The sequence below is a fragment of the Clostridium sp. KNHs205 genome (genome assembly GCF_000702945.1).
GTDB lineage: Bacteria > Bacillota > Clostridia > Lachnospirales > Lachnospiraceae > Anaerocolumna.
The window spans coordinates 299,165-320,729 of the sequence record NZ_JNLE01000003.1 but is presented as its reverse complement, the minus strand read 5'-3'; the positions used below and the strand labels follow the sequence as shown (position 1 = coordinate 320,729).

Here is a 21,565-nt window from a genome sequence, read left to right as displayed (position 1 = left end):
TATCCATAAAAAAGGAATTGACATTTAAAAACTTTTATACTATCATTATAAATTAGATAAATTATATAAATACACAAAAACTGTGACGGAGAGAGTAGAAGTCAGGCAAACGTCCAAGCGAGCCGGGGAGAGTGTAAGCCCGGTACCAGTAGCGGATTTTCGAAAATCACTCCCAAGTTGCAAGCTGAAGACCATCAGGTTAGTAAGCTGAGCCGGTATCTGCCGTTATACAGATAGCATATCATGTTCCTTTTCTGGAAATGCTTTAAGAGGAAACGTATGTAAATAGGTGGTACAATGAAGCCCAAATGCTCTCATCCTGTTTATGGATGGGGGCTTTTTATATATTAGGAAATTACATCCTGACAGACGGACACAATTTCCTGATGCATAAAAGCCTGCCGGGCGGGATAGAAACGAATATCCATGAGTGCAAAATGATAAGTTATTAGTCTGTTATACAGGCGTTAGATAAGTAAGGAGGATATCACATGTACGATAAGGTGTCTACGAATCTGAACTTTGTAGAGCGTGAAAAAGAAGTACTGAAATTCTGGAAAAATGAAAAAGTATTTGAAAAGACCATTGAGGAAAGAAAAAACGGAAAGCCCTACACCTTTTACGACGGACCGCCCACTGCCAATGGAAAACCCCACATCGGCCACGTGCTGACCAGGGTTATTAAGGATATCATACCCAGATACCGTACCATGAAAGGCTACAATGTATTAAGAAAAGCCGGCTGGGATACCCATGGGTTGCCTGTGGAGTTAGAGGTTGAGAAGAAGCTGGGCCTTGACGGCAAAGAGCAGATTGAAGAATACGGGCTGGAGCCTTTTATTCACGAATGCAAGGAAAGTGTATGGAAATACAAAGGAATGTGGGAGGATTTCTCTGAAACCGTTGGTTACTGGGTTGATATGGAGAATCCCTATGTTACCTATGATAATAACTTTATTGAATCTGAATGGTGGGCATTAAAACAGATCTGGGAGAAGGGCCTCTTATACAAAGGCTTTAAGATCGTACCTTACTGCCCCAGATGCGGAACTCCTCTCTCCAGTAACGAAGTGGCAATGGGCTACAAGGATGTTAAAGAGAAATCCGCTATCGCTAAGTTCAAGGTGAAAGGAACAGAAAATGAATATATCCTTGCCTGGACCACCACTCCCTGGACCCTGCCCTCAAACGTTGCGCTCTGCGTAAATCCTGTTGAGACTTACGTAAAAGCCGCAGTTCAGATAAACGCCAAAGGTGATATTATCAAAGAGGACAGTGAAGATAAGACTTCTGTCAGAACAGAGAAATATATCCTTGCGGAAGCCCTGCTTTCTGTAATTGACGGAGATTATACCATTGAAGAGACCTATGTAGGGACAGACCTTGAATATAAAGAGTATGAACCATTATTTGATTATGTGGAGCTGGATAAGAAAGCCTATTTCGTTACCTGTGATACTTATGTTACTTTATCAGACGGTACCGGTGTCGTTCATATCGCACCTGCTTTCGGTGAAGACGATGCCAATGTAGGCCGCAGATATGATCTGCCTTTTGTACAGTTAGTTGACGGTAAAGGTGAGATGAAACCTGAGGTTACAGACTTTGCAGGGGTTTTCTGTAAAAATGCAGATGAGGGAATCATCAAACTCTTAGCCTCTAAAAACCTTTTATTTAAGACATTAAAATTTGAGCACAGCTATCCTCACTGCTGGCGTTGTGATACACCTCTTATCTATTATGCAAGAGATTCCTGGTTTATCAAGATGACAGAGGTAAAAGACCAGTTAGTGGCCAATAACAACACCATAAACTGGATGCCTGAGAGTATCGGACAGGGAAGATTCGGCGATTGGATCAAGAATGTACAGGACTGGGGAATCAGCCGAGACCGTTATTGGGGTACACCTCTTAATATCTGGGAGTGCGAAGACGGGCACCGTCACGCAATCGGAAGTATTGAAGAGTTAAAATCCATGTCAGATAACTGCCCGGATAATATTGAGCTTCACAGGCCGTTTATCGATGCCGTAACTATTAAGTGTCCGGAGTGCGGAAAAGAGATGAAACGTGTAAAACCCGTTATCGACTGCTGGTTCGATTCCGGTGCCATGCCTTTTGCCCAATGGCATTATCCTTTTGAGAATAAGGAGATGTTTGATAATAACTTCCCGGCAGACTTTATCAGTGAGGCGGTGGATCAGACCAGAGGCTGGTTCTATTCCCTCCTTGCCATTTCAACACTTATATTTGAAAAGTCTCCTTATAAGAATGTAATTGTACTAGGCCATGTACAGGATGAGAACGGTCAGAAGATGTCTAAGTCCAAAGGAAATGCGGTAGATCCTTTTGATACTCTGTCAGAGCACGGAGCGGATGCAGTACGCTGGTATTTCTATATCAACAGTGCCTTATGGCTGCCTAACCGTTTCCATAGCAGTGCGGTTACGGAAGGTCAGAGAAAATTCATGGGAACTTTCTGGAATACCTATGCTTTCTTTGTACTGTATGCTAACATCGATGAATTTGATGCAACGAAATATTCCCTGGATTACGATAAACTCTCTGTAATGGACAAATGGCTCTTATCCAAATTAAACACTTTGGTTAAGACCGTTGACAGCCATCTGGAGAACTACCGTATAACAGAGGCTGCAAGACTCTTAGACAGTTTCGTGGATGAGATGAGTAACTGGTATGTAAGAAGAAGTAGGGAACGCTTCTGGGCAAAGGGAATGGAGCAGGATAAGATCAATGCTTATATGACTCTGTATACCACACTGGTAACCCTGGCTAAGGTATCAGCACCTTTCATTCCCTATATGACAGAAGATATCTACCGCAACCTGGTAGTTAAGCTTGATAAATCTGCACCAGAGAGCATTCATCTTTGTGAGTTCCCGGGTTTTGCAGAGGAGTTCATAGATAAAGACCTTGAAAAGAATATGGAGGCAGTTCTTGATATTGTAGTTCTTGGCCGTGCCTGCCGTAATACTGCAAATATCAAAAACAGACAGCCTATTGGTACCATGTATGTAAAAGCAGATTATACGCTTACACCTTTCTATCTGGAAATCATTGAAGAAGAGTTAAATGTTAAGAAGGTTGTATTTACTGACGATGTCAGGAACTTCACTTCCTATAGCTTTAAACCTCAGTTAAAGACTTTGGGACCGAAATTTGGTAAGCAGATCGGTGCAATCAGAACCCTCTTGTCTGAACTGAACGGTAATGCAGCTATGGATGAACTTAATACTACCGGTAAACTTAAGATTACCATAGAAGGTGCAGAAGCAGTGCTTGAGAAAGAAGATCTTCTCATTGAGGCAGCCCAGACCGAAGGATTTGTATCCGATTCCGATAAAGGAATAACCGTTGTTCTCGAAACCAGCCTTTCACCTGAGCTTATTGAGGAAGGTTTTGTAAGAGAAATCATCAGTAAGATCCAGACTATGAGAAAAGATGCCGGTTTTGAAGTGATGGATCATATTGAAGTATACCAGGAAGGCAATGAGGTTATTAAGGGAATCTTCGAAAGAAATATTGAAGAAATCAAATCTGAAGTCCTGGCAAAAGAAATCATTCTGGGTGAGGTAAAAGGCTTTACCAAGGAATGGAGTATCAATGGAGAGAACGTAGTGCTTGGAGTTGTTAAAAAGTAATTATTTTGACATTAGTATAGAAATCATCTCTAAAATATAAAAGCGTAGAATATAAAAAGGACGACTGGAATTTATCAATTCCAGTCGTCCTTTTCTTACTTTGCGTATACTTTACTCATATGTTTCATTTGTAGCTTCAGTTTCACCAGAAGCGCTTTCTTTCTGCTCTTCTGCCATTCTCAGGAAGCCCTGATAATCCTTTTTGAACATTTTCATAAGTTCATCGGAATAACCTGCAATCACAGAAAGTTTCTCGGCTAAGGTCTGTATAACGGAGGTTGCCTCGTCTTCTTTCTTAAAATCAATGGTTACAGGTGTCTTGTTATTCTTAAAATACATAACTACCTGAAAGGATTTGCCTGTGGTTATAAAATAGTACTTATGTTTGGTTACTTTTAAATGCGCCCATATCATATCCTTTGTAGAGGCAAGAGTCAGAGCCGTGTTATTTTTAGCAAGAACATACTCAGGTGTAATCAATCCTGCGTATGCGTATGACTTTTCATCACTTTTATAGAGATAAGTACCTTTTACAATGGATTGCTCCAGTGCATGTTCTATGGATTCTGCATTGCCGATTCTATTGAGTGACTTGTAGAATTTAGAGGATTTGTAGTTGTTCTTAACCAGGATATTACGAATTAATATTCCCAATGCCACCAGGAACAATATTGTAATACCACCAAAAATCATTTGGTCGTTCGTACGGCCGTTATCTGTTATTGTAATACAGATTTCAGGGACATAATCCTTTACAAAGGAAGCCTCTTCTCCATAGGATTCACTTATGGTGTTGATAAGCTCATCATAAGCATCCTTATGATAATCATCGGTGTCACTGAAATCACCATTCTCAATGCCCTCAAGCAGAGCTACCGTGTTAACGGAACTTAATTCTTCATCGGTCATATCCAGATACTCTTTTGGGAGCAGTGCAAGGAGATAGCCGTCCTCATAGGCGATCATACCATACACCTGGTCCAGCTTCTCTTCACCGGTCTTAACACCATTTACGGTATTATAGGTGTAAATTGCATAATCCAGAAAATAAATATCTGCATCCTTTAGTTGAATGTAGGCTTTTTTATTTTCATACAATTTCTGTATACTTTCAACGTTTGTTCCCGTTTCCAAAGTGGTAAATAAGGTACTTACCTTATCCTTAAAGCTGAAAAACCCGAAGGCAAATATACCAATACAAGCTATAATAATTACCAGGGTATTTACCCCACTTTTTTTAATGACTTTCTTTAGATAATTTTCTTCCATGGTTAACCCATCCTTCCTATTAGTATGACTAAAGCTGACTATACGCCCTTCCAGTATAACATATGTCTCCTTATTAAGTCCCGCCTTTTTTATAGTAAAATATTACTATTTATAGAGTGCGGTAATGCAGCAATTTATCCTGAAAAATGATTTTATTTGAATTTGTAAATCAGGATAATAAGGTAATTTAAGTATTTAAGAGAATAATATGGTTACAATACATACAGATTAATATATTGGAAAATTCTTTAAAAGTTTTCCCTTGTGTACATGGTAATGCATAATATATAATGTGAATATCTAATCCAGCTGAACTTACATTTTCTTAAAAGTAATTGAGAGTCCTTTATTTAAGGGATATTTGCAATTGGTTAAAATATGTAATTTCAGCTTAACTTATATGTTTACGAGTATATGCAATACGAAGGAGAAAGGGTCCATTCCCGGTTTCACCAGTAAAACAGGTGTAACAGATAGGAGGCAATATGCAGGAATTTGATAAAAAAGAGTTTAAGAAAAATGTGGAGGAATATCTCGGTGTATTCTTCCGAAAGCCCATTGAGGATGCCACAAGGCAGCAGGTTTATCAGGGTGTTGCCTATACTGTTAAGAATATGATAATAGATGACTGGCTGGAAGCGCATAAGGCTTATGAAGAGCAGGATTTAAAGACTGTTTATTACCTTTCCATGGAATTTCTGGTGGGAAGGGCATTGGGAAATATGATAACAAATTTGAAAGCGGATTCTGTAATCAGAGAGGCGCTTGAGGAGATGGATTGTGATCTGGAGACCATTGAAGACGAAGAGCCGGATGCGGCTCTTGGAAATGGCGGTCTTGGAAGACTGGCGGCCTGCTTTTTGGACTCTTTATCCACTCTTGGCTATCCCGCTTATGGCTGCGGAATTCGTTATAAATACGGTATGTTTGAGCAAAAGATAGAAGACGGTTATCAGGTAGAAGTACCGGATAACTGGCTGAAGAACGGTAACCCCTTTGAGATAAAGAGAAGTGAATATGCTACTACGGTAAAGTTCGGAGGTTATGTAAGAATGATTCGGGATGAATACGGAAATGACCGTTTTATCCAGGAGAATTACCAGTCTGTAAGAGCAATTCCCTATGATATGCCTATACTGGGATATGGAAACCATGTGGTGAATACGCTGCGTATCTGGGATGCGGAGGCCATTGATACCTTTAATCTGGATTCCTTTGATAAAGGAGATTATCAAAAGGCAGTAGAGCAGCAGAATCTGGCAAGAACAATATGTGAAGTCCTCTACCCCAATGACAATCACATTGCCGGAAAGGAACTGCGTCTGAAGCAGCAGTATTTCTTTGTATCTGCCAGTATCCAGAGAGCAGTCAGCAAGTATATGGAAAGGCATGAGAATATCAGAGAGCTTTCAGAAAAGGTTACCTTTCAGCTGAATGATACCCATCCTACGGTAACAGTACCTGAACTCATGAGAGTCCTGCTGGATGATTATTACTTAAGCTGGGAGGAGGCCTGGGATATCACTACCAGGACCTGTGCCTATACCAATCATACCATTATGTCAGAGGCTTTGGAGAAATGGCCCCTTGAGTTGTTTAAGAGACTGCTTCCAAGAATCTATCAGATTGTGGAGGAGATAAACCGCAGATTCCTGCTGGTGGTGCTGGAGAAATACCCTTCTGAAGCAAAGAAGATTGAAAAAATGGCCATTTTATATGACGGCCAGGTAAGAATGGCAAATCTTGCAATTGTAGGAAGCTTTTCTGTTAACGGAGTTGCTAAGCTTCATACTGAGATTCTTAAGAATCAGGAATTAAAGGATTTTTATGAGCTGTATCCCTGGAAATTCAATAACAAAACCAATGGAATAACCCAGAGAAGATTCCTGCTTCACGGAAATCCGCTGCTGGCTTCCTGGGTAACCGGAAAGATTGGTGACGGCTGGATTACCGACCTGGCGCAAATGGATAAACTCACAGCGCTGGCAGCAGACCCCCTAAGCCAGAAAGAGTTCATGGAGATAAAACACCGCAATAAGGTAAGGCTGGCGGCTTATATAAAAGAGCATAACGGCATAACCGTAAACCCTGATTCCATCTTTGATGTACAGGTGAAAAGGCTTCATGAATACAAGCGGCAGCTCCTTAATATCCTTCATGTCATGCACCTTTATAATAAACTTAAAGATAATCCCCAGATGGAATTCTACCCAAGAACCTTTATCTTTGGTGCAAAAGCATCTGCAGGGTATGAAAGAGCCAAAGCTATCATAAAACTCATTAACAATGTTGCTGAAGTAATTAACAAGGATGAGGCCATTGAAGATAAGATTAAAGTCGTATTTATAGAGAACTATCGTGTGTCCAATGCAGAGATAATTTTTTCGGCGGCAGATGTTTCGGAACAGATTTCAACTGCCAGCAAGGAAGCTTCCGGTACCGGCAATATGAAGTTTATGTTAAACGGTGCCCTGACTCTTGGAACACTTGACGGTGCCAATGTGGAGATAGTAGAGGAAGTAGGAGAAGAGAATGTATTTCTTTTCGGGCTTCATTCCGGTGAGGTTATTGAATATGAGCAGCATGGAGGCTATAACCCAAGAGAATTATATAATACTGACCGGGAATTAAAGAGAACTGTGGATCAGCTGGTAGACGGTACCTACAGTGAAGAGGATAAGGCTTTATTTTCTTCTTTGTATGAATCACTTCTGGCAGGTAAAGGCGGAGAACCGGCGGACAGATACTTTATCCTAAAGGATTTCAGGTCCTATGAAGAAGCGCAGCAGAAGGTGGAGAAAGCATACAGAAACAGGGAAGGCTGGGCAAAGTCTGCCATCTTAAATACTGCAAAAAGTGGTAAATTCTCTTCTGACCGAACCATAGAAGAATATGTTAGAGATATATGGCACCTTACCAAGGTAAGGAAATAAAACTTTCAGTTAAATTATGTTATAACTGCATTTTAGAGCATGAATAAAATAATCATTTCTGGTGAAAATATATCTAGAGGTGATGATAATGAAAAAACATAGCTTAGCTGAATTTCTAAAGAGCAAAAGCTTTTATGTGTTATTGGGTATCGGTGCATTAGCTATCATTGCTATAACCGTAGTCACTCTGAATCAGCCTTCAAGCAACAAGGAAGAGAATTATCTTGCTGATTTGAATGAGCCTAACGAAGTAGCTGATAATGATGTTAAACCTACAGAAACCCCTAGCACAACCCCTTCGGACACTACCAAAAATGAGACTGGTAGTACGGACGACGGGAAAGATGTAGCAGCAGTTCCTACAGAACCCGGCGGAAACGATGGTTATTTAGAGAATGACCCCGTTGACGACCCTAACTATGCGAATGCCGTAGCAGAAAAAAATGAAACGGATAAAGCAAATCAGACTGCAGATGCAAAAAAAGATACTGAGAAGGATGCAGCTGTAACGGAGGAGACCGAACAGGTTATGACTCTGGAGACCTTATACTTTGATGTGGATAAAGGTCTGTCATGGCCCATTAACGGGGATGTGCTGTTAAAATACAGCCCCGACCAAGTAATTTATTTTAAGACCTTAGAGCAATTCCGTACGAATCCTGCACTTATTATCGATGCCAAAATAGGAGCAGAGGTAAACAGTGCTGCTACCGGAATTATCACTTCTATCAAGAAGGTTGATGAAACCGGTGTTACCGTAACGGTTAATATCGGAAGCGGTTACAGTCTGATATACGGACAGATGGAAAAAGACAGTCTGAAATTTAAGGTTGGCGATGTGGTAAACAAGGGTGATGTACTTGGTACAGTTGCAAAGCCTACCATGTACTACTCTGTTGAAGGAAGTAACCTCTATTTTATGGTGGAAAAGGATAACGATACCGTTGATCCCCTCACTTTATTAAAGAAATAAGAATTCCAACTTAAGATAATGTATAAAAAGGCTGTTCTTTCAAGGGAGTTCAGCCTTTTTTTCCTGCAATCAGGAAATGAAACGGACAGGAACCAATAACTCTGTCTGGAATATAATGATATTATAAAAAATAGCTGGTATCAGGATTCAGCTGGCAGGTCAGATAGAACCGGAGCTGAGAATCTGCTGATAGGCTAAAACCTGGTGCTTTTCTGAATAAAGAACTAAGAGGTATACATATCTAAAAAATTCGCAGCTGAAACTTCTTACACTTTATTTGACCTCATTGAAAAGCACTATATTTTTGGCTGCTTGACATAGATATGCAAAAAGGTGGGCGAGCGAAAGAAATTTTGCCGCCCATTTTTTGAATTGCTTGATTTTTACTAACCTTGAGTATACAATTAAAAATAGATTTTATACGGCAGGGACGACCATGAACGAAATGAAAATTTTAAATAAAATAAAAAAAGTAATTCATATATATACCGGAACAGTAAAAAGAATAGCAAGAAATATACACTATCTTGTGGTTGGACAAGGTTTAATCATGGGGTTTGCATACTTTCTTCTGTTTCCCTTTGTCAGTAAGGTATTTGGCATAGCTCTTAAACTAACCGGCAATAGCTATATTACAGCAGGCAACATCGGAAAATTTCTTATTCACCCCATTACTATTGGTACAAATTTGGTGCTGTTCTTTGTAATCGGACTATTTCTGACCTTTGATATAATCTTTCTTATCATATTCTTTTCCGCCACGGAAAGAGAACAGAAGCTCAATCCGGTTATGGTGGTAAAGCTTACCATATACCGTTGGTTTTACTGTCTTAAAATAGGAAAGGGTGCAGCCATCTTAACCTCCTGGATACTGTCTGTATTAAGCTGTGTGCCTTTTATACTGTTTTCCATGTGGCGGTTTCGAATATTTCAGTATTATATTGAAGAAGCGCCGGAAAGATTTCTTATTCTCGGCTTTGGAGTTGCAGTAGTGGTTCTGGTGATTTATCTCTATTTTTGGGGACCATACTATTTCCATAGCCTTCTGGCAAAAAAGAATGGACTTCTCACCGTCAGCAGAAAAGATGTATCTTATAAAGAAAGAAGGAAAGCATTACTTTATATTATTGGCTGGAATATTCTCCTGACCTGTTTTCTTTTTATCATCTATGCCTTTACCATGCTGATTACGACTCTGCTGGTATCCGGTTTTGCCGATAAGGTACAGGCAACGGCTACTTTTATAGAGGTATATGACAGCATGAGTGTTTATCTGGCCCTTATTATGTTCGTTATCAGCATAACGGTTAATATGGCACTTACAACCTATCTGTATCACCGCCACAGAAAGTTAAAGATCAATGGTCAGGCAGAAGCAGAGGAATTCTTTAAACCGGCATACCCTTATAAAAAGATTGTGTATTTTCTGCTTGTAACGTTGTTCTGTATCAATTTCTATTATTTTTACCAGGTAGTCCGTAATGGTTCAGCGCTGGATTATATGAATCTTGAAGCAATACAGGTTACCTCCCACAGAGGTTATTCTCATTCTGTTCCGGAAAATACCCTGATTGCCATAGAGAAAGCCATAGAAGAGCAGGCTGATTATGTTGAGGTGGATGTAAGAGTTACAGAAGACGGAGAACTGGTGCTGATGCATGATGCCAGCTTAAAACGTACCACCGGACTAAATAAATATGTATGGAATACCACCTATGAGGAAATCAGCCAGCTGGATGCAGGCAGCTGGTTTTCCAGAGACTTTGCAGGTACCACTGTTCCTACCGTGCGGGAGCTTTTTGAATTAAGCAAAGGTAAGGTGCTGATAAATCTGGATCTGAAATACCGTAATGATAAGGAAGAGCTTGCAGAAAAGGTAGTAGAGTTAATTAAAGAGTATGATATGCAGCTGCAATGTGTTATTACCTCCACCAGTCTTCGTTGCCTGAAGCAGGTTAAGGAAGCAGAGGAAGAAATCAGAACCGGGTATATTACCTATGGACTTTATCCAAGCCTGTATAATAATACCGCTGTGGATTTCTTTAGTATGAAAGCAAACCTTGTTACAAAAAACATTGTAAATGAAGCCCATAAAAGAGGTAAGAAGATTCATGTCTGGACTGTGAATTCCAGAAAAGAAATAGAACGACTGCAAAGACTTGGAGTGGATAATATAATTACGGATAACCCTTCCTATGCAAAACAGATTCTTCATAATGATGAATCGGATAAGTTTCTGGCAACACTTTTAAAGATAATAAAAGATTAGTTTTATGCCATACTTACTATTGACTGTTAGTGGATAACATAATATTATAGGACTAGAAGTATTCCTATAATCAGATACATTCAGATAAGGTACAGAAGGCTGTTATAATAATCGGATACATGGCGGCAAAGTCTGTTTTTGCCAGTAATCCAGATAAAACACTTCAGGTATAAGGATAGGGATAAGGACAAGAACGGGCTTAGGAGGACATTATATGAGCGAAGAAACAAAGGCACTTGCAGGTAAGCTTTTTAATGAGGTGTGGGCTTTGATGGATAAAGAGGCAAGATCGGAAGAAGAGAATTATCTCATGGTGCATACGGCACATGCTTCCCTTTATCACTGGATACAGGCTGGAACTCCTCACAATGTCTATGTGGGTGAATGGCAGCTGTCCAGAGTATATGCACTTCTTGGCAATTTTGATTCTTGTATCTATCACGGGAAGAGAGCGTTACAGCTTTGCGAGATCAATAACTTTCAGGGATTTGATTTAGCATATGCCTATGAGGCCTTAACCAGGGCATATCTTGTGAAAGGAAATAAGAGTGAATGTACAAAGTATCTGGAACTGGCCTTAAGAGAAACCGATAAAGTACAGGAAAAAGAGAGTAAGGAGCTGCTTACGACAGATTTAAATGAGCTGCAGCATAAGATCATGATTCAATTTATGAATTAAAAGTTGCAGGAAAATCCTGTTTACAGGTGGTCAGCAACTGAAATTTGAGCATGTAAAAAAAAGAATATTAAATATACAGGGTATGCACCAGCTGATTTCAACAGGAGAAGAGCCGGCGGCAGCCCTTTTTGTTTAATATTTTCTGTGTAAAAGGGATAATGAATCAGAGTTTTGGAGAAGTTTTAAGTTGGCTATGAATTAATGGTTTCTCCATATAATCTCCATAAGATTTATTTAGAATAGAGGAAGAATGTTCATGTAGGATAATAACAGGAGGAAGAACATGGAGAGTACGACAATTCACGGAGTACTTATGGTAGAAGGTCTTAAAGATGAAGACAGTGCCAGACGTATTGAAAAATCTCTTAAGGAACATAAGGGAGTCATACAAGCCAAGGCATTATTAGACAGCTCCAATGTCTATCTTACTTATAAAGTGGAAGAAGTATCCCTTGAAGAACTAGCCGGTGTAGTCGAAGCTTTGGGCTTTCAGGTTAAGAACAAGCCTGGAGGAAAAAGGGCGGTTCAGACGGCGCAGGAAGGCAACAGTAGTAATGGTGACAGCAACCGGGTAACGGTGGTGCTTGCCATTGAAGGCATGACCTGCGGTGCCTGTGAAATGAAAATTGAAGACAGACTGAATGAGTTAGAAGGAATAGAAAACGCAAAAGTAAGCTATAAAAATGCCAATGCACGGATTACCTATCAACCAAAGAAAATCACTCAGAAAACCATTGAAGCAGAAATAGAGAAGTTAGATTATCATGTTGGCACAAAAGAAAACAAGAAAGCAAAAGAGGATAAAACCAGCATAAACCAACTTCTTGGCATCGGTATCATTCTTCTTGCGGTCTTCATGCTACAAAAGAATACAGGCTTATTTCAATTGGTTCCTCAGATCAATCAAAATATGGGATATGGTCTGCTGTTCCTAATCGGTATCATAACCTCACTCCATTGCGTAGCCATGTGCGGAGGTATTAATCTATCCCAGTGTGTGAATTATGGCGGAGGAGAAAGCTCCGGAACCGGTCTGGCAAAATTTAAGCCAGGTATTTTATATAATGGAGGAAGAGTAGTATCCTACACCCTCATTGGAGGAATTGTGGGTGCTTTAGGTTCAGTCATAAGCCTGTCCGGTTCAGCCAGAGGATTAGTTGCAGTAGTTGCCGGAGTCTTTATGGTAATTATGGGACTAAATATGTTAAATATATTTCCTGCCCTGAAGAAAATCGTTCCCAGGATGCCAAAGGTATTCCGCAGAAAACTAGCAGTTTCCGCTAAAAGCAGAGGACCGTTTTATATTGGACTTTTGAATGGTTTGATGCCCTGCGGTCCTTTACAGTCCATGCAGCTGTATGCCCTGGGTACGGGAAGCTTTCTTGGAGGAGCCTTATCCATGTTCTTATTCAGCCTAGGAACGGTACCTCTGATGTTTGGCTTTGGCGCCGTTGCAGGTATCTTAAACAGCAAATACACAAAGAAAATGATGAAGGTAAGCGCGGCTCTTGTAATGGCCTTAGGCGTTATTATGTTAAACAGGGGGCTGAGCTTGTCAGGAATAGATCTGGTTCGTGCATCCGGCACCCAGGAGGCAGGTAATACGGCAAAAGTAGAGGCAGAGGTGCAGTCAGTCACTACCAAATTACAGCCAGGTGGTTACGAGCCCATCGTAGTGCAGAAAGGCATTCCTGTAAAATGGACCATACAGGCAGAAAAAAAGGATATAAACGGTTGTAATGAGACGATTATCATACCCGCCTATAATATTGAAGTGACCCTTACAGAAGGAGACAACCTGGTAGAATTTACCCCAGATAAGAGCGGGACAATATCTTATTCCTGCTGGATGGGAATGATCCGTTCAAGTATAAAAGTAGTTGATGACATAAAAGATAAGGCAGCTGTTACAGCAACAGATGAAACTGCCGCCCAGGATACAGCTTCCGGGGATGGTGACAATGGAACGGCAGGCAGTAATGGTTCAACAAGCGGAGGTTTAATCGGGAATAACACATCCGGAACCTTAAGCGGCTGCTGTCAGGCACCGCCGGAGGGCTTTGAAGACGGAAAGATTCCTACGGATGACATAGCCGTTGCCAAAGTTGAAGATAATAAACAGGAAGTAACGGTAACAGTAGATAATAACGGCTACTCCCCGGCAGTTGTTGTATTACAAAGAGGCGTAGAAGCCAAGATAAAGTTTGACGGAAAAGAGCTGAACGGCTGTAATTATCTAGTGATATTTCCTGAATATCAGGGACAGCTGGATCTCACACAGCAGACGGAGACTCCCTGGCTAACCATTACAGAGGATTTTACCTTCCAATGCAGTATGAGTATGCTTCATGGTTATATGAAAGTGGTAGATGATATAAATAACATAAACCTGGATGAGATCAGAAGTGAAATTGATAACTACACACCCAGCGATTCTTCTCTTGGCGGCTGCTGCGGTCCCACGGAGTAAGCACGATCAAAGCTATTATTTACATTACACTGATACTCCGTTGTCGTATAAAGGCATAGCATACTTGATGCTGAGACTGCAACACCTCATTCCACCGCCTTGCCTAGCGTAAATATCAGGCACTGTTATTAATCAGAATTTATGCAATACAGTACTAATCGTTGTCCAGGTGAATTCTCATGACGCGAGGCTGTAAAATATCTAGTTCTTTTATGCTTATTTAAAACTAAGTGTAATGTGGCAGTCGTAATTCATGAAAGTAAGGAATACACAAAATAAACGAATACAAATATAAAAAACCGGAAAACTCCTGAAATAATTGCAGAGTTTCCCGGTTTTTTATTATTGCAAAGCAGTATAAAAGTAACTATTATAGAATACTTAAAAATATATTATTAAATAAAATACATACTATCAAAAAAACTACTAAGTAAAATACTACTAAATAAAATATTACTATTAAATATAAAGCTACTAAGTAAGATAATATAAGTAAATAGATATTATATGAAATATTAATATAAAGCTACTATTCAATTAACTACTATAAGATTAAAAATTTTAAGTTCAAATGTCTTATCATTTCAGGCGAAGTGCGTAAAGCAGAAAGAATGAATGCGCCTATGGAAAGGTATTAGAAGTCCTTTTCTCTGAATATTTTGTGCTATATTATCAAACAGATTGTCTGAGCGAAGCGAGTTATCTGTTTGATAATATGCCAAGCACAAAAAATTCAGAGAATTAGGACTTCTTATACCTTGGAATTGAAGCATGAGTTCTTTCTGCTTTACGCACTTCGCCGTCAAATTGCCAAAAACCAAAACCTAACCTAACCTAACCTAACCTAACCTAACCTAACCTCATTTCCATCTCATTAATTCCTCATCAGTAGACAGCACATAATGTTGTCCACCCACATGCTGTTGAATCCCTCTGCTGTAATCAATCCCACTGCTACCATAATCATAAGCAAGGGCAACTCTGCTTTTCTCCATCTTGGGATTGGCATGGGGTATCGCCGATAACAAGGACTTGGTATAAGGATGAATCGGATTTGAGAAGATCTCCTCTTTCGTGCCGGTTTCCACCATATGACCTAAATGCAGTACCCCGATACGGTCGGAGATATACTTAACCATGGATAAGTCATGAGCAATAAACAGATAGGCAGTTCCGGTCTGCTGCTGGATATCCTTCATCAGGTTGATTACCTGTGCCTGAATAGATACATCCAAAGCACTGATGGCTTCGTCCGCTATAATCAGATCCGGGTTCATAATCAGGGCTCTGGCAATACCGATACGCTGTCTCTGCCCTCCGGAGAACTGGTGTGGGTAACGGTTGGCATGTTCTCTGGACAGCCCTACCATATCAAGAATGTTATAAACCTTCTCTTTCCTTTCTTCCTGTGAATTATACATACAATGAATATCTAACCCCTGGGCAATAATATCGATAACTTTTTTGCGGGGGTTCAGGCAGGCCATGGGGTCCTGAAATATCATCTGCATCCTGGTTCTTAAATGAGTGGTTTCTTTTGCGGAGAGTTTACCGGAAATATTCACTCCATTAAATAGTACTTCACCTGCTGTCGGCTCATAAAGACGTATTATGGAACGACCAATAGTGGACTTTCCGCTACCGGATTCACCTACCAGTCCATAGGTTTCACCGGGATTGAGAACAAAGGAAACACCGTCCACTGCCTTTACGGTAAATTTGCGGTTGATCCTGAAATGTTGTTTTAGGTCTTTAACGACCAGTAAAGGTTCGGACATTCTAATTCGCCTCCTTTAACATAGAGTCTATTCTCTGACGTAATTCCCGGGGCATCTCAATCTTTGGTGCCTTCTCATGGAGCAGCCAGGTTGAAGCATAATGTGTATCGCTGACACGAAACATGGGAGGTTCTTTCCTGAAATCAATGTTGAGGGCGTAGATATTTCTTGGGGCAAAGGAATCGCCTTCAATCTTGTGGAGCAGGTTAGGAGGGCTTCCGGGTATGGTATAGAGCTTGTCGTCCTCGCAGTCAAGATCTGGCATAGCAGATAACAGACCCCAGGTATAAGGATGCCTTGGGTCATAAAAAATTTCGTCCACGGTACCTTTCTCTACGATTTTACCGGCATACATAACGGCTACATAATCGGCTACTTTTGCTACTACACCTAAGTCATGGGTAATATAAATAACAGAAATACCAGTCTTTTTCTGTATATCCTTAATCAGTTCAAGTATCTTGGACTGTATGGTAACATCCAATGCGGTAGTAGGCTCATCACAGATTAATAATTCCGGATCACAGGACAGGGCTATGGCGATTACAACTCTCTGGCGCATACCTCCGGAAAGCTGATGGGGATAGTTCTTCATACGCTTTTCAGGATTTGTAATGCCTACCAGTTCCAGCAGGGAGACCGCTTTTTTATATGCCTCTTTCTTAGGCGTCTTATAATGGTATATCATTCCTTCCATAATTTGTGCACCAATGGTCATGGTGGGATTTAAGGAAGTCATGGGGTCCTGAAATACCATGGAGATACGTTTGCCGTTGATACGTCTGCGCATTTCTTTTTTGGAGAATTTCAGCAGATCTTCCTTTACTTCTTCATTCCCTCTATGATAGTTGAATTCGATGCTTCCGTTGTCTATCCGTCCGTTGTTGCTTAAAATACCCATAATAGCTTTTACAGTAACGGATTTACCACTGCCGCTTTCTCCAACAATAGCGAGAGTTTCCCCTTTATACAGGGAGAGCTTCATGCCCCTGATAACATTTACTTCACCGGCAGAGGTCTTAAAGGTAATAGATAAATCCTTAATGGACAGGACCTTTTCTCTTTTTTCATTTTCCATCCTGTTATACCTCCTTCATCTTCGGGTCAAAGGCATCTCTTAGACCGTCTGCCATAAGATTAAAGCTTAACATGATGATTCCCAGGACGATTACGGGGAAGACGATCATGTAAGGGTGTGTGGTAAAGGACTTAAAGGCATCACTGATAAGAGTACCAAGGGAGGCTAAAGGCTGCGGCACACCAAGGCCTATAAATGCCAGGAAAGCTTCTGTAAATATGGCATTGGGAATGGAGAACATGGACATAACGATCAGCTGACCAAAGATATTAGGGAGGATTTCCTTAAAGATAATAAAGAAATCTCTGGCTCCCAGGGTCTTGGAGGCTAAGATAAATTCCTGTTCCTTGAGCTTTAACACCTGTGCTCTTGCTATCTTACTCATACCAATCCAGCCGGTTATGGCAAGGGCCAGGGTAATTGTTAACAGGCCGGGTCTGAATACCAGGATTAACAGGGTTACGATTACAAGGGTAGGGATACCATTGAGTATTTCTGAAAAACGCTGCAGGAACATATCCACCTTACCGCCAAAGTATCCTGAGATAAGACCGTAAACCATACCAAAGCACATATCCACTAATACGGCTACCAAAGCAATATAAAGGGAGATTCGGGTTCCCACCCAGGTTCTTGTAAAGATATCCCGGCCAAGTACATCGGTTCCAAACCAGTAATATACCTTTTCAAGACCGGTAACGGCGGCACCATCTGCTGCTATGTATTTGTTCTGTTTTACGGTACCGGCAGAGGTATGCATACTTTCAGAGCCGTCCAGTAAACCAAGCTTTTCAAGTCCCTGCACTCTGGGTGCCAGGTTCTGATGGGTGATATTCTGGTCGGAGTACGTCCGTCCGCTGATAACCGGTCCCACAATGGCCATTAAAATTACAAATAAGATTCCAATAAGGCCTACTACGGCTCCTTTGTTCTTCACAAACCTTGTTAAAATATCCCGCCAATAGGACTGGCTGGCATAGGTTTCGTCTACTCTGGAGATTTTCTCGCTGCCAAAGAGCTCGAAATCATCGGGCAAAAATTCTGTTTCCATCTTTGTATTATTCATTGCTACCTCCCTTTGCCAGTCTGATTCTGGGATCAATTATTCCGTAAAGAATATCCACTACAAGCATTATGCCGATATACATTAAACTATAGATAAAGGTAAGTGCCACAACGACATTGTAATCATTGGATTGTATGGCGGATACAAGAAGGCTTCCGATACCGGGAATGGAAAAAAGCTTTTCAATAACCAGGCTTCCGGTCATAAGACCCACTACCAGAGGGGCTAATACTGTTATAATTGGAATAAGGCCGTTTCGAAGGGCATGTTTAAAGATCAGTCTGAAGCTGTTGATACCCTTGCTCTCAGCTAACAGCATATAATCAGAACCAAGGACCTCCAGCATTTCGGTTCTGGTGAATCTGGCAACGGTGGCAATGGTAAACATACAGAGAGAAACCGTTGGAAGTACGGAGGATTTAAAAGGCATTTCCGCCTGATACAAAAGGGGGAACCATTTTAAACGAAAGCCCAGGCTGTATATCAAAGCCATAGCAAATACGTAAGAAGGAAGACTTACACCAAGTACAGAGATAACCGTAGTAATGGTATCAAAGATGGTGTTGTGTTTTATGGCAGCAATTAGACCGAGCACCAAACCCACAGCCGTACCGATAAGAATTGCCTGACCGCCCAGTCTTAAGGAAATGGGAAGTCTGGTTTCTAAAAGGGAGGTTATGGGGGTGTTTTTTGAAATGGTATAGGATACTCCGAAATCACCGGAAAGCATTGCTTTGATATAATTTATAAATCGAATCAGCATCGGCTTATCCAGGCCGTATTTTTTATTTAGCATTGCCTTTTGTGCGGCATTTAATTTCTCGTCATTAAAAGGTGAACCGGGCATAAATTCAAGCATTAAGAACAATATCAGTAATATAACCAATAAAGTAACAATGGATATAGCAACCCTTTTTATTATATATTTTTTCACGATACCTACTCTCCTTAGCATATAGAATGCATAAATGACGCTGCCACGGGTGATAAAACACACCTGACAGCGCCATATAAATATATGGAGTTCAATTAGTAATTCAAAGTAGTCCGATTTACCATACTGATTCCTGCATTTTCATAAGAATTGCAATTACAGCTTTTAGAACAGTCCCTTATTTCTTGGTGGTGTTTTTGAAAATACGGTTAATGCCTACGGAGTGGAACTCAATACCTTCAACACCGCTCTTATATAATACGGCATCACCTTTTTGATAGATAGGGAAGATTACTGCATCATCCATAACAATGCCTTCGGCTTTCTTAAGGGCTTCCCATCTTGCAGTGGGGTCTAAGGCCAGTTCGCCTTTCTTGGCAGAATCGATAATGGAATCGTATTCGGTATTGGACCAGAAACCATAGTTGTTGGGGCTTCCGGTAATCCACATATCAAGGTAGGTCATAGGGTCGGAGTAGTCAGGACCCCAACGTGTAAGGCCAAGTTCAAAATCACCGGACTGCATTCTTTCTACCCTGTTTTTCTTAGGCATTGTCTCGATAGTAACAGTGATGCCGGGTAAAGTAGTCTGAATTTCCTGCTGGATAAACTGTGCTACGTTCTGTGCGGATTCCGTATCTTCAACTACCATGGAGTATTTGTATTCGCTTACACCAAGTTCAGCTTTTGCAGCCTTCCAGTATTCCTGGGCCTTTGCTTTGTCTGTTGTAGGGTAGGTGCCTGCGGTTTCGCGGAAATCCTTGCCGTCAGGACCAGTAGCAAGGAGAGTAGGAACAGCGAAGTCAGCTACAATGGAACCGTCCTTTAAGATATTGTTTACAATTGCTGCTTTGTCATAAGCTAAGGATAACGCCTTACGAAGATTTAGGTTCTCAAGTCCTGCAACCTTCTGGTTGGGAGAGATGTACCATAAATATCCGGCCATAATGCTGTGAAATTCGGGGTCAGCCTGGAACTGCTCTACCTGTTCACCGGAAAGGGTCACAACGTCCAGGTCACCGTTTTGATAGGATAATACAGCCGTCTGGGAGTCTTTAATAACCTGGTACTGGATTCCGTCTAAGGATACTTTGCCTGCATCCCAGTAATCAGGGTTCTTAACTAAGGTAATTGTTGTAGCAGCAGGCTCATAAGCGGTAAGCTTAAAGGCACCGTTGCTTAATATAGTATCAGGAGAGGTGGCATAGCTGTCACCTGCCTGGGTAAAGAATTCTTCGTTAACAGGTAAGAAAGAAGGGAAAGCCAGCAAGGATTCAAAGAAAGGAACCGGAACATCCAGCTGCACCTCCAGGGTCTTATCATCTTTTGCGGTTACACCCAGCTCTTCAATACCTTTTTCTCCTGCGATAATAGCGGAAGCATTTTTGATATTTGCAATTTCGGCTATGAAAGAATATTCACTTGCTACGGTAGGATCCACCAGTCTTCTCCAGGAGAATACAAAGTCTTTGGCGGTAACGGGTGTACCGTTGGACCATTTTGCATCTTTTAAGGTGAAGGTATATGTAAGGCCATCATCGCTTTTCTGTACGCCTTCTGCAATTGCCAGTACCGGAAGTCCGGAAGCATCAATGGTGTAGAGCCCCTCTGTTACATCCGCCAATACCTCAAAGGATGTGCCGTCTGTTGCTATCTGTGGATCCAGGGAAGCAACCTCTACATCGAATTGTACATTTAATACGTTACCGCCGGCAGCTGTATCTGTGCCGGTCTCGCCTGTTCCCTCTGTTGCTGCAGGCGTGTCTGTTGCGGCACTGTCTGATCCCGTATTGGTATTCTTACCGCCGCAGGCAGCTAAGGAAAATACCAGAATAACGGAGAAGAGTAATGCCATTAATCTTTTTGCTTTTTTCACAAATGTTCCTCCTTTTATGAGAGACAAAAAAAGCCGCAAAAAGGAGGAATCCTTTTGCGACTTCATCGTCTCATCGTTATTATAGAACTAATTATATTACAAGAAGTATATTTGTCAACAACTTTGTAAAAAGAGGTAAATTGTATATGTGTACTTAAAAAAATACAACTAATGTCAGATACAATAAAAAACAATTACTAGCAGTAAACAGGCTTGTTTGATAAAATTGTTTTTAAGTATACATATATAATGCATATTTATAATGAGTAACGGGAAATAAATTTATTTTAATATTCAGAAAAACATTCCTTTTATTTATTAGAAAGCTCATTTAAATACAAAAATTTCTTTTCTTATTTGAATGTATTCCTTTAAATAAGACAAATATTATTATTCAAAAGATATTTCCTTTATCAGAGAAAATAGTAGTTATATAGTCCGCGTAGAAAAAGGCTGTAGAATTTACATACCACACGTATACGAACTCTCCTCAGCAGATAGTATATATTAACAGGAAAAAATATCTTATCTGCTATCTTATTCAGTATCAGAGAATTCGGTCTGTGGGTAGGATAATC

Annotated in this window: 12 protein-coding genes; 6 read left to right on the top strand and 6 right to left on the bottom strand. The window is 40.6% G+C overall.

The features are described 5' to 3' along the window. Positions 1 to 491 precede the first annotated feature (491 nt). The gene (gene ileS / locus BR73_RS0101405; protein WP_033164097.1) at positions 492 to 3,662 is read left to right on the top strand and encodes an isoleucine--tRNA ligase; all 3,171 of its coding nucleotides are present in this window, start codon (positions 492 to 494) and stop codon (positions 3,660 to 3,662) included. 111 nt (positions 3,663 to 3,773) lie between these two features. Here ileS and BR73_RS0101400 read toward each other — a convergent pair whose 3' ends face one another. Next, the gene (locus tag BR73_RS0101400) at positions 3,774 to 4,931 is read right to left on the bottom strand and encodes a hypothetical protein (protein ID WP_033164096.1); all 1,158 of its coding nucleotides are present in this window, start codon (positions 4,929 to 4,931) and stop codon (positions 3,774 to 3,776) included. Positions 4,932 to 5,416: 485 nt separating this feature from the next. Here BR73_RS0101400 and BR73_RS0101395 point away from each other — a divergent pair, with 485 nt between their 5' ends. The 5 genes from BR73_RS0101395 to BR73_RS0101375 all read left to right on the top strand — a co-directional run bounded on the left by BR73_RS0101395 (position 5,417) and on the right by BR73_RS0101375 (position 14,255). Beyond that, positions 5,417 to 7,864 carry a glycogen/starch/alpha-glucan phosphorylase gene (locus BR73_RS0101395; RefSeq protein ID WP_033164095.1) on the top strand — a complete coding sequence of 816 codons (2,448 nt, stop codon included), beginning with the start codon at positions 5,417 to 5,419 and terminating at the stop codon, positions 7,862 to 7,864. An 88-nt stretch (positions 7,865 to 7,952) separates the two neighbouring features. Continuing rightward, positions 7,953 to 8,837 (top strand): M23 family metallopeptidase, encoded by an 885-nt coding sequence (locus tag BR73_RS0101390; RefSeq protein ID WP_051684892.1) that lies wholly within the window; start codon positions 7,953 to 7,955, stop codon positions 8,835 to 8,837. 436 nt (positions 8,838 to 9,273) lie between these two features. After that, the gene (locus BR73_RS27005; RefSeq protein WP_051684891.1) at positions 9,274 to 11,106 is read left to right on the top strand and encodes a glycerophosphodiester phosphodiesterase family protein; all 1,833 of its coding nucleotides are present in this window, start codon (positions 9,274 to 9,276) and stop codon (positions 11,104 to 11,106) included. A 214-nt stretch (positions 11,107 to 11,320) separates the two neighbouring features. Further along, a complete protein-coding gene (locus BR73_RS0101380; protein ID WP_033164094.1) occupies positions 11,321 to 11,785 on the top strand; it encodes a hypothetical protein in 465 nt (154 codons plus the stop codon). Positions 11,786 to 12,068: 283 nt separating this feature from the next. Beyond that, positions 12,069 to 14,255, top strand: a complete 2,187-nt coding sequence (locus BR73_RS0101375) for a sulfite exporter TauE/SafE family protein (protein WP_081848493.1) — start codon at positions 12,069 to 12,071, stop codon at positions 14,253 to 14,255. Positions 14,256 to 15,115: 860 nt separating this feature from the next. Here BR73_RS0101375 and BR73_RS0101370 read toward each other — a convergent pair. The 5 genes from BR73_RS0101370 to BR73_RS0101350 form a co-directional block, all read right to left on the bottom strand. Continuing rightward, the gene (locus BR73_RS0101370) at positions 15,116 to 16,033 is read right to left on the bottom strand and encodes an ATP-binding cassette domain-containing protein (protein ID WP_033164093.1); all 918 of its coding nucleotides are present in this window, start codon (positions 16,031 to 16,033) and stop codon (positions 15,116 to 15,118) included. A 1-nt stretch (position 16,034) separates the two neighbouring features. Beyond that, complete coding sequence (locus tag BR73_RS0101365; protein ID WP_033164092.1) at positions 16,035 to 17,111, bottom strand: ABC transporter ATP-binding protein; 1,077 nt, start codon at positions 17,109 to 17,111, stop codon at positions 16,035 to 16,037. Positions 17,112 to 17,115: 4 nt separating this feature from the next. After that, positions 17,116 to 18,177, bottom strand: a complete 1,062-nt coding sequence (gene opp3C, locus BR73_RS0101360) for an oligopeptide ABC transporter permease (RefSeq protein WP_033164091.1) — start codon at positions 18,175 to 18,177, stop codon at positions 17,116 to 17,118. Beyond that, positions 18,170 to 19,111 carry an ABC transporter permease gene (locus BR73_RS0101355; protein ID WP_033164090.1) on the bottom strand — a complete coding sequence of 314 codons (942 nt, stop codon included), beginning with the start codon at positions 19,109 to 19,111 and terminating at the stop codon, positions 18,170 to 18,172. Before BR73_RS0101355 ends, opp3C begins: the two co-directional genes overlap by 8 nt. Before the next feature lie 178 nt (positions 19,112 to 19,289). Then, positions 19,290 to 20,987, bottom strand: coding sequence for a peptide ABC transporter substrate-binding protein (locus BR73_RS0101350; RefSeq protein WP_033164089.1), 1,698 nt, complete (start codon positions 20,985 to 20,987; stop codon positions 19,290 to 19,292). Between the last annotated feature and the right edge of the window lie 578 nt (positions 20,988 to 21,565).